The organism is Phenylobacterium sp., assembly GCF_031412415.1.
Classification (GTDB): domain Bacteria; phylum Pseudomonadota; class Alphaproteobacteria; order Caulobacterales; family Caulobacteraceae; genus Phenylobacterium.
This window is the reverse complement of sequence record NZ_JANOCX010000043.1, coordinates 1-10,035: the sequence shown is the minus strand read 5'-3', so window position 1 is coordinate 10,035 and position 10,035 is coordinate 1. Positions and strand designations below refer to the sequence as shown.

Below are 10,035 nucleotides of genomic sequence, written 5' to 3'. Positions count from 1 at the left end.
CCCACGGCCTGGACGCAGCCCCGATCCATGGCGACCTGGACCAGGCCACGCGGATGCGGACGCTGGAGGCGTTCCGCAAGGGCGAGCTGAAGCTGCTTTGCGCCTCCGACGTCGCCGCTCGCGGCCTGGACGTCCCCGATGTCAGCCACGTGTTCAACTACGACGTTCCGCACCATGCCGACGACTATGTCCACCGGATCGGCCGCACCGGCCGGGCCGGGCGCCTCGGCAAGACCTACATGATCGTCACCCCCGCCGACTCGCAGAACATCGCCAAGGTGTTGAAGCTGATCGGCAAGGCGCCTGAGGAAGTGGTGCTGGAAGGCGTCGACTTCGCGGCGATCAAGGACGAGCGCCGCACCGAGGGCCGCGGCGGCAAGGACCGCGGCGGCGGGCGCGAGCGCAGCGGATCTCGCGAACGTCCCGGTCGCGGCGAGCAACGCAGCCGGCCGCATGCGCCGCATGGCCAGACCGCCTCCATGGAGCCGATCACGGCGCCGATGGTCGCCCCGGCCACCGAAGAAACTCAAGCGCCCGCGCCCGCGCGCAGCCGATCCCGGAAGCCGGCCGTGGAAGCTCAACCGCCCGAGATCGCTGCTCCGGCGGCGCGGGAAGAGCGCCCTGTCCGCGAGGAACGCGCGGTTCGTGAAGACCGACCTGCGCGCGAGGAACGTCCGGCCCGTGAGGAGCGGCCTGCCCGCGCCGAGCGCCCGGAACGGCCACGGCGCAACGACCGTGAAGAACGCCCGCGCCGCGAGGCGCGAGACGAGCGGCCCCGTCGCGACGACAGCGACGATCGCGGTGTGGTGGGCTTCGGCTCCGACACCCCAGCCTTCCTCATGCGCGCGCCGCCCCGGCCGCCCCCCGCCGACGAATAGTTGGTGCGAACAGCTCTGCCTTAACCCCTCATTCGGCTCTGGCGCATAATCTCATTTTCCAGTTTGGAGAATCTGGCAAAACGCCGATCTCCAGAGTCGGGGAACGGGACGAATGTCGGCCAATATCGAGACCAGGCTACGAGGACCGGGCGCTTACGCGCTGGCGCGCGAAGTTCTGGAGACGATGGAAGGCCACCAAGTGTGGCCGACGCCCGTCAATTTCGAGCTTTGGACCCACTTCGTCGCTGAGCCTGACAGCGACCTGGGCCGGGAGATCACCCGCCTGATCTCGGTGGGCGAGGCCTTCACCGACCATCTGGCCGATGAGCTGGCCGCGGCCTACCTGCCCAAGGCCAAGCTCACAGAACAGATTCGAGACGCCGGCGACGCGCTCAGCAAAGAACTGATCTCGGTCAGCCGCGCCATCGAGAGCGCCCAGAAGTCGAGCGAGGCCTATGGCCAGACCCTGGCCAGCGCGTCGGGCGCCCTGATCGCCGGCCCCGAGCCGCAAGAACTCAAGGCCATGGTCGACACCCTGGCGTCGGCGACCAAGCGCGTTCAGCGCGAGAACAAGTCGCTGGAAAAGCGGCTGGCCGAATCCACCACGGAGGTCGCGCGCCTGCGCGAGCATTTGGAGCAGGTCCGCCGCGACGCCACGACCGACGGCCTGACCCAGCTTGCTAATCGCAAGGCCTTCGACGAGGAGCTGGAGCGCGCCTGCGTCGAAGCCGACTCTGATGGTCACAGCCTGGCGCTCGCGGTGATCGATATCGACCACTTCAAGAACTTCAACGACACGTGGGGTCACCAAACCGGCGACCAGGTGATCCGCTACGTCGCCAGTGTGATCGGCCGCGTGGGCGCGCCGCCGCGCTTCGCCGCGCGATACGGCGGCGAGGAGTTCGCCCTGATCTTCCCGCGCGAGAGCGCCGAGACAGCGACCTTGGTGCTGGAGGAAATCCGAGAGGAAGTCTCGTCGCGCATCCTCAAGCGGCGTTCCACCAACGACGATCTGGGCGCGGTCACCGTCTCGGCTGGCCTGGCCCAGATGCGGCGTGGCGAGAGCGCCCATAGCCTGATGGAACGCTCGGACGCGGCGCTCTACGCCTCCAAGCGGTCGGGCCGGAACCTGGTCACCAACGCCGAGGCCGTCGCCGACGCGGCCTGACAGGCTGGATTTGCACTAGCCTGACGCCGGGGTATGCCCTCTTAGAATGCGGCCAAGAACGCATTCGGGAGAACGTCGTGGCCTATACCAAGCTCAAGACATCCGTCGCTGACGGCATCGGCGTCGTCACCCTGACCGATCCCGCGACCCTGAACGCGGCGGGCCTCGACCTGATGGACGAGCTCTCGCAGGCGTTCAAGGCGATGGCGGCCGACAGCTCGGTCCGTTGCGTGGTCCTCACGGGCGAGGGGCGAGGCTTCTGTTCGGGCGCGAACCTTTCGGGGCGCGGCGGGCCGGGCGTGCCATCCCCCGATCCCGAGGGTCCTGACTCCGGCGGCGCGCTGGAGACGGTCTACAATCCCTTCATGCAGTTGATCCGCAGTTTCCCGGTCCCCGTCGTCACGGCGGTGAACGGCGTGGCCGCCGGGGTCGGGTGCTCCCTGGCCCTGATGGGCGACATCATCGTCGCCAGTGAGAGCGCCTATTTCCTGCAGGCCTTCCGGCGCATCGGACTGGTGCCCGACGGCGGCTCGACCTACCTGCTGCCGCGCCTGATCGGCAAGGCTCGGGCCATGGAGATGGCCTTGCTGGGCGACCGCGTGCCGGCCAAGACGGCGCTGGAATGGGGTCTCATCAACCGCTGCGTACCCGACGCCGAACTGATGTCGACCGCCATGGAGCTGGCCAAGGCCCTGGCCATCGGGCCCAAGTCCATGGGCTCCATCCGCAGCCTGATCTGGGAGAGCCTGGACTCGACCTGGTCCGAGCAGCTCCACGCCGAGCGGGTGGCTCAGAAGTTCGCGGGGCGTACCGAAGACAGCCGCGAGGGCGTGATGGCCTTCTTGCAGAAGCGCCCCGCGGAGTTCAAGGGTCGCTAGGCCGTCGCTATGCAGGGCCTTGCTTCCCGATTAGGCAGGGCTCGCCCCTCTAGCCCGGAACGCCCATGCTCACCGTCCATCACCTGAACAATTCCCGCTCGCAGCGCGTGCTCTGGCTGCTGGAGGAGTTGGAGGTCCCTTACGAGATCGTCCACCATCAGCGCGACGCCGCGACCATGCTGGCGCCGCCCGAGTTGCGCGCCGTGCATCCGCTGGGCAAGTCGCCGGTGATCGTCGACGGCGACGTGGTGCTGCCGGAAACCGGGGCCATCGTCGACTGGATCGTGGAGCGGTACGGAAACGGCCGCCTGGCGCCACCGATTGGCTCGGCCGAGCGGTCGCGCTGGACCTATTGGCTGCACTACGCGGAGGGATCGGCCATGCCGCCGCTGCTGATGAAGCTGGTGTTCTCCGCCCTGCCCGGCCGCAGCCCGCTGCTGCTTCGCGGCCTCATCGGCGCTGTCATGGGCAAGGCCCAGGCCGGCTTCGTCGATCCGCAGTTGAAGGCGCACTTCGACTATTGGGAGGCCGAACTCTCCAGGAGCGAATGGTTCGCCGGCGACGCCTTCAGCGCCGCCGACGTGATGATGAGCTTCCCGGTCGAGGCCGGGGCTTCGCGCGGCGGCGCGGCCGACGGCCGACCGCACGTGAAGGCTTTCCTCGAGAAGATCCACGCCCGGCCGGCCTATCGTCGCGCGTTGGAACGCGGCGGCCCCTACGCCTACGCCTGAGCGGGCCTCGGCTGAACGGCGGAGATGAGCGCCATCGCTGTAGGCGGTGGGATCCGCTCGATGCGGCGATAAATCCGGCAGTCCGGCGAGCGGAACATCAGGCCGGCCTCGCTCATGTCCCGGCGCAGCAGGGCATGGTCACCGAAATCGTGCAAACCGCGCAGGACCTGGCTGAACTGCTGCTCGCTGTACTCGACGCGAGCTGGAACGCGCGACCAGATGCCCCAAAGCGCCAGGAGCTGGTCGCTGCGCTTCGCCGGCCATCGGGTCAGGCGTCCCTCGGGGCCGAAGCACCGCCGGACCCGCTCCACCACCCGCGGATCGGCGACCTCGATCGGCGGTTCGTCAGCGGTGGGCGGCGCGTTGGCTCGCAGATCCTGGAAGTTTCGACGCCCGCCGGCGCGCGCCAACATGTTCAGCAGCTCGACGTGACCGGGCACGGCGTCGCGGCTCAAGAGCTGAGCTCGCAGCGCCTTGGCGAAGGCCGAGACGTCCTGCGTCCCGAATGGAATGGTGGTTCTCGACATGATCAATCCCTCGCGTGCCGGGATGAACGGTGATCGCCCTTCCGATCTGGCACGGTGAGATGTGTCAGTCGATCGTGTCTGAGCAGGTTTAGCGAACCCTGGCGGGCGGCGATGCCTCGGTGAACTGCGGACCGTGACCGAGGGATAGGGACGGTCGCCCGGACCGTCAAGCGACAGCTAGGCGTCGGTCTCGGCGGCGGGCTGGATGGTGACGCTCTCGCCGCAGCCGCAGGCGTCGGTCTCGTTCGGGTTGCGGAACACGAACTTCGAAGACAGCCGGGTGGTCTCGTAGTCGATCGTCGTGCCGATCAGGAACAGCACCGCCTTGGGATCGATCAGGATGGTGACACCCTTGTCCTCGACCACTTCGTCCAATGGCGCGGCCGCCTCGGCGTAGTCGAGAATGTATTCCGATCCCGCGCAGCCGCCGTTCTTCACGCCGACGCGCAGCCCGGCATAGGGCTTCTCGGCCTTGCCCATGATCTCCTGCACGCGCGCGGCGGCGGCCTCCGTCAAGGTGACGACCTTGGGCCGGGGGCGGCGGGCGCGGGGCGCGGCAGTGAGGTTCAGGTCGGTCATGTTCGATCTATATGGGGTCAGAACATGTTCAATTGAAGTTTCGCCTCGTCGGACATCCGCGAAGGATCCCACGGCGGGTCGAACACCAGGTCCACCTTGACCACGCCGATGCCGGGGATTTCGCGCACGGCGTCCTCCACCCAGCCCGGCATTTCGCCGGCCACCGGGCAGCCCGGCGCGGTGAGGGTCATGTCGATGGCGACGTTCTTCTCGTCCGACACATCGACCTTGTAGATCAGGCCCAGTTCATAGATGTCGACGGGGATCTCGGGGTCGAACACCGTCTTCAGCTTCTCGATGAGCTGGTCGGTGAGCGCGTCGAGTTCGCCCTGGCTCAGGGGCGTCGTCGAGGTCGGCTCGATGGCGGCGGCGTCATCCATGATCATGCTCAAGCAAAAAAGGCCTGGGTACGGTTGAGGGCGTCGACGAAAGAGTCGGCCTCCCCTTCCGTATTATATAGGGCGAAAGAGGCGCGGGCGCTCGACGTCACGCCGAAGCGTTTCATCAGCGGCTCGGCGCAATGGGTCCCCGCGCGGACGGCTATGCCGTAGCGGTCGAGGATCTGGGCCACGTCGTGGGCGTGGGCGCCGTCGACGGTGAAGGACAGGATGGCTCCCTTGCCCGGCGCCTCGCCGATCACGCGCAGCCAGTTGGCGCCGTTCAGCCGCTCTCGGACACGTTCGTACAGCCTGGCCTCGTGGGCGGCGACCGCCTCACGGTCCAGGCCGTTGAGCCATTTGATGGCCGCGCCCAGTCCGATGGCCTCGAGGATTGGCGGCGTGCCGGCTTCGAAGCGATGCGGCGGGTCGGCATAGGTGATGTGGTCGAGCGCGACATCGCCGATCATCTCGCCGCCGCCCTGGTAGGGGCGCATCGCGGCCAGCTCCGCGGCCTTGCCGTAGAGGATGCCAATGCCGGTCGGGCCGTACAGCTTATGGCCGGAGAAGACATAGAAATCGACGTCCAGGGCTTTCACGTCGACCGCCTGGTGAACGATGGCCTGGCAGCCGTCCAGCAGCACCTTGGCGCCAGCGGCATGGGCCTGGGCGATCACCTCGGCGACCGGATTGACCGTGCCCAGGACATTGGACATGTGGGTCAGGGCCACGACCTTGGTCTTCTTGGTCAGCAGGTCTGGCAGGGCCTGTAGGTCCAGGCGGCCGTCCTCCAGCACGGGAATGAATTTCAGGACCACCCCGTGGCGTTCGCGCAGGAAGTGCCACGGCACGATGTTGGCGTGGTGCTCCATCTCGGTGAGCAGGATCTCGTCGCCGGCCTTGAGGTCCGCGCCCAAGCCCGAGGCCACGATGTTGATCGCCTCAGTCCCGCCCTTGGTGAAGACCACCTCGCCGATCTCAGCGTTGATGAAATCGGCGACCGACTTGCGGGCGGCCTCGTAGGCGTCGGTGGTCTCGTTGGCCAGGGTGTGCAGGCCGCGGTGAACGTTGGCGTAGGAGCCCTCCATCGCCCGCGTCATGGCTGAGATCACCGCCCGCGGCTTCTGGGCGGAGGCGGCGCTGTCCAGATAGACCAGCGGCTTTCCGTTCACCTGGCGGGTGAGGATCGGGAACTCGCGGCGGACCTGCTCGACGTCGAAGCTCATGACCCAGACCTCAATCGATCGGCGGCCCAGGCGCGGGCGACGTCGCGGGCGCCGTCGTGCACGATCCGGTCGATCACCTGGCCGACGAAGGCCTCGATCAGCATAGCCCGCGCGGTCTCACGCGGCATGCCCCGCTGCATGGCGTAAAACAGGGCCTGCTCGTCCAGGGCGCCGATGGTGTTGCCGTGGGCGCACTGCACATCGTCGGCGAAGATCAGCAGCTCGGGCTTGGCGTCGACCTCGGCCTTGTCCGACAGGATCAGCGCGTTGTGCGCCATCCGGGCGTCGGTGCGGTCGGCGCCGGGGCTCACCACGATGCGGCCCTGGAAGACACCGCGCGACTGATCGCGGACCACGCCCTTGGTGAGCTGGGCGGTCGTTCCGTCGACGCCGATGTGCTCGACCACGGTGGTCAGGTCGGCATGGCGCTTGTCGGCCAGCAGATAGGCGCTATCGAGTCGGACAGCGGCGTCCGCGCCGGGATGGGCGACGCGGGTCTCGATCCGCTGACGGCGCGCGCCGTCGGTGAGCACGGTCTGGGAAAACCTGGCGCCCGGGGAAAGGGTCACGTCGGCGACCGACACGCTGACACCCTCCGCGCCGTCGGCGGCGAGCACCACCCGTTCGACCGTGGCCTTGTCGCCCAGGGAGATCTTGAGTTCATGACTGGCGACGTAGTCGGCGGCGTCGCCTTCATAGCTCTCCAGCAGCACCAGATGCCCGCCATCGGCGACCTCTATCCTGGCCGTGGCGGCGTGCGATCCCCCACCGAGGGCGGCGAAATGCAGAGCCACGACAAAGGGTTCGACCGAGGAGCTGCGGATGACCACCGGGTCGCTGGCGTTGACCACATGGATCGGCAGGCTGGCCAGCGCGGCGAACGGCCCGGCCGGCGCCTCGCCCTCGAAGGCCGGCGACGGCGGTGGCAGGACGCGCAGCAGGCCGCGGAGGTCCGTCCACTTCCAGTCCTCGTCACGCTTGCTGGGAAGCTGTGTGACGTCGCCGGTCGCAAGGGCGGTGGCTAGGCTCACGCGGCCCTCGCGTACTTGTCGTAGCCTTCGCGTTCCAGCTCCAGCGCCAGATCGGGGCCGCCCGAGGCGGCGATCCGGCCGCCGGCCAGGACATGGACCCGGTCGGGTTTGATGTAGTCGAGCAGGCGCTGGTAGTGGGTTATCACCAGCATGGCGCGGTCGGGCGCGCGCATGGCGTTCACCCCGTCGGCGACGATCTTCAGCGCATCGATATCGAGGCCGGAATCGGTCTCGTCCAGGATGAGGAAGCGCGGCGAAAGCATCGCCATTTGAAAGATTTCCATCCGCTTCTTCTCGCCACCGGAAAACCCGACATTGAGCGCCCGCTTCAGCATCTCGAAGTCGATCTTCAGCGAGGCCGCCGTGGTGCGCGCCAGCTTCAGGAACTCCGGGGCCGTGACCTCGGGCTCGCCGCGGGCCTTTCGCTGGGCGTTCATCGCTGTGCGGATGAAGGTCAGGGCCGGAACCCCGGGAATTTCCAGCGGATACTGGAACGACAGGAAGACGCCCCGCGCCGCGCGCTCGCTGGGATCGAGGGCCAACAGGTCCTCGCCGTTCAAGGTCGCCGAACCTTGGGTGACCTCATAGCCTTCGCGTCCGGTCAGGACGTAGGACAAGGTCGACTTGCCCGCCCCGTTCGGACCCATGATGGCGTGCACCTCGCCGGCCGGCACCTCGAGGCTCAGCCCCTTGAGGATCGGCTTATCGTCGACGCTGGCGTGAAGGTTTTGGATCGACAGCATCACTGGGTCTCGTCGGCCAGGTATTGCGCCATGACGCCCAGCGCCTCGTCGACCGTGTGGACCGTATCCTGCTTGCGCGGCGCGGCGGTCTGGGTGGTGGCGGTGCGCTTGTCGGCGGCGCGGACGCTGATGGCGCCGGCTTCGAAATAGGCGTCGATCACATAGTCCTCGTGGTGGAGGCTCACCGTGTAGCGGCGACGATCGAGGGTGAGGCCCTTTTCCTTCAGGAAGGCGGCGTCGGCGGCGATGGCGTCATGCAATTGTTCAGCTCGGGCCAGGTCCTCCTCCTGCTGCAGCCGGTCGGCCTCCTCCCGCGCATGGCGGGCGGCGTCGCGCTTGGCGTGTTCAGCTTCGAAGGCGCGGCGGAAGGACATGCTGAGTTTCTCTGACGTTGCGAGGGTCATCCGACGGACCCTTCGAGGGAGATGGCGACGAGCTTCTGGGCTTCCACGGCGAACTCCATGGGCAATTCCTGAAGCACCTCTTTGACGAAGCCGTTGACCAGCAATTGGACCGCCTCCTCCTGGGAGAGCCCGCGCTGCATGGCGTAGAACAGCTGGTCTTCGGACAATTTGGTGGTGGTGGCCTCGTGTTCGAAGACACAACTGCCGTTGCGCGCCTCGACATAGGGCACGGTATGGGCCGCGCAGGTCTTGCCGATCAGCAGGCTGTCGCACTGGGTGAAGTTGCGCGCGCCCTTGGCCTTGGGATGGGCCGAGACCAAGCCGCGATAGGTGTTGGATGAACGGCCCGCCGAAATCCCCTTCGAGATGATCCGCGAGCGGGTCCCCTCGCCCAGGTGGATCATCTTGGTGCCGGTGTCGGCCTGCTGGCGGCCATTGGTGATGGCGATGGAATAGAACTCGCCCACGCTGTCCTTGCCGCGCAGGACGCAGGACGGATATTTCCAGGTGATCGCCGAGCCGGTCTCGACCTGGGTCCATGAGACCTTCGAGCGATCGCCGCGACAGTCGGCGCGCTTGGTGACGAAGTTGTAGATGCCGCCCTTGCCCGTGACAGGATCGCCCGGATACCAATTTTGGACCGTGGAATATTTGATCTCGGCGTCGTCCAGGACGATCAACTCGACCACGGCGGCATGGAGCTGGTTCTCGTCGCGCATCGGGGCGGTGCAGCCCTCCAGGTACGAGACGTAGGAGCCCTTGTCGGCGATGATCAGGGTGCGTTCGAACTGGCCCGAATTCTCGGCGTTGATCCGGAAATAGGTGGACAGCTCCATCGGACACCGCACGCCGGGCGGCACATAGACGAAGCTGCCGTCGGAAAACACCGCCGCGTTCAGGCAGGCGAAATAGTTGTCGCTGACCGGCACCACCGAGCCCAGGTATTTGCGGACCAGTTCGGGGTGCTCGCGGATCGCCTCGCTCATCGAGCAGAAGATGACGCCGACGGCGGCCAGTTCCTTCTTGAAGGTGGTGACGACACTGACGCTGTCGAACACCGCGTCCACGGCATAGCGCGGGGCGCCGACGACGCCGGCCAGAACTTCCTGTTCCCTCAGGGGGATGCCGAGCTTGGCGTAGGTAGCCAGGATCTCGGGATCGACCTCGTCGAGGCTCAACGGGCCGTCGGCAGGGTCCTTCGGAGCCGCGTAATAGTAGCTGTCCTGATAGTCGATCTTGGGGAAGTTGACCTTGGCCCAGTCGGGCTCTTCCAGCGCCAACCAGCGCTCATAGGCCTCCAGCCGCCACTGCAGCATCCACTCCGGCTCGCCCTTCTTGGCCGAGATGAAACGGACGGTGTCGGCGCTCAGGCCCTTGGGGGCGAAGTCCTGCTCGATATCGGTGACGAAGCCGTGCTTGTAGGCTTCATCTCCGCCAAGAAGGAGGAGCCGGAGTGGATGCTGCAGTGGCGGCTGGAGGCCTATGAGCGCTGG

The 10,035-nt window shown here is 67.0% G+C and carries 12 protein-coding genes; 4 read left to right on the top strand and 8 right to left on the bottom strand.

The genetic code is table 11. The features are described 5' to 3' along the window. From RMO04_RS02130 to RMO04_RS02115, 4 genes are all read left to right on the top strand, one after another. Positions 1-878, top strand: an 878-nt coding sequence (locus tag RMO04_RS02130) for a C-terminal helicase domain-containing protein (RefSeq protein WP_309643145.1), incomplete at its 5' end; no start/stop codon positions are given. Between the two features lie 112 nt (positions 879-990). Further along, positions 991-2,046: a GGDEF domain-containing protein gene (locus RMO04_RS02125; protein WP_309643144.1), complete on the top strand. Its 1,056-nt coding sequence runs from the start codon at positions 991-993 to the stop codon at positions 2,044-2,046. 77 nt (positions 2,047-2,123) lie between these two features. After that, positions 2,124-2,924, top strand: a complete 801-nt coding sequence (locus RMO04_RS02120) for an enoyl-CoA hydratase/isomerase (RefSeq protein WP_309643143.1) — start codon at positions 2,124-2,126, stop codon at positions 2,922-2,924. A 65-nt stretch (positions 2,925-2,989) separates the two neighbouring features. Next, positions 2,990-3,655, top strand: coding sequence for a glutathione S-transferase (locus RMO04_RS02115; protein ID WP_309643142.1), 666 nt, complete (start codon positions 2,990-2,992; stop codon positions 3,653-3,655). Here the strand turns inward: RMO04_RS02115 and RMO04_RS02110 are convergent. The 8 genes from RMO04_RS02110 to sufB all read right to left on the bottom strand — a co-directional run bounded on the left by RMO04_RS02110 (position 3,646) and on the right by sufB (position 10,008). After that, positions 3,646-4,182: a DUF2087 domain-containing protein gene (locus RMO04_RS02110; protein ID WP_309643141.1), complete on the bottom strand. Its 537-nt coding sequence runs from the start codon at positions 4,180-4,182 to the stop codon at positions 3,646-3,648. The two genes, RMO04_RS02115 and RMO04_RS02110, sit on opposite strands and share 10 nt — an antisense overlap. A gap of 177 nt (positions 4,183-4,359) precedes the next feature. Continuing rightward, the gene (locus RMO04_RS02105; protein ID WP_309643140.1) at positions 4,360-4,761 is read right to left on the bottom strand and encodes an iron-sulfur cluster assembly accessory protein; all 402 of its coding nucleotides are present in this window, start codon (positions 4,759-4,761) and stop codon (positions 4,360-4,362) included. A 17-nt stretch (positions 4,762-4,778) separates the two neighbouring features. Then, positions 4,779-5,141, bottom strand: coding sequence for an SUF system Fe-S cluster assembly protein (locus tag RMO04_RS02100; protein ID WP_309643139.1), 363 nt, complete (start codon positions 5,139-5,141; stop codon positions 4,779-4,781). A gap of 8 nt (positions 5,142-5,149) precedes the next feature. Continuing rightward, on the bottom strand, positions 5,150-6,364 hold the full coding sequence (locus RMO04_RS02095; protein ID WP_309643138.1) for a cysteine desulfurase: 1,215 nt from the start codon (positions 6,362-6,364) through the stop codon (positions 5,150-5,152). Further along, a complete protein-coding gene (gene sufD / locus RMO04_RS02090; RefSeq protein WP_309643137.1) occupies positions 6,361-7,395 on the bottom strand; it encodes a Fe-S cluster assembly protein SufD in 1,035 nt (344 codons plus the stop codon). The genes RMO04_RS02095 and sufD overlap by 4 nt, the downstream gene beginning before the upstream one ends. Further along, the gene (sufC, locus tag RMO04_RS02085) at positions 7,392-8,138 is read right to left on the bottom strand and encodes a Fe-S cluster assembly ATPase SufC (RefSeq protein WP_309643136.1); all 747 of its coding nucleotides are present in this window, start codon (positions 8,136-8,138) and stop codon (positions 7,392-7,394) included. The genes sufD and sufC overlap by 4 nt, the downstream gene beginning before the upstream one ends. Then, complete coding sequence (locus tag RMO04_RS02080) at positions 8,138-8,512, bottom strand: hypothetical protein (protein WP_309643135.1); 375 nt, start codon at positions 8,510-8,512, stop codon at positions 8,138-8,140. Before RMO04_RS02080 ends, sufC begins: the two co-directional genes overlap by 1 nt. Positions 8,513-8,538: 26 nt before the next feature. Further along, the gene (sufB, locus tag RMO04_RS02075; protein WP_309643146.1) at positions 8,539-10,008 is read right to left on the bottom strand and encodes a Fe-S cluster assembly protein SufB; all 1,470 of its coding nucleotides are present in this window, start codon (positions 10,006-10,008) and stop codon (positions 8,539-8,541) included. Positions 10,009-10,035: the final 27 nt, after the last annotated feature.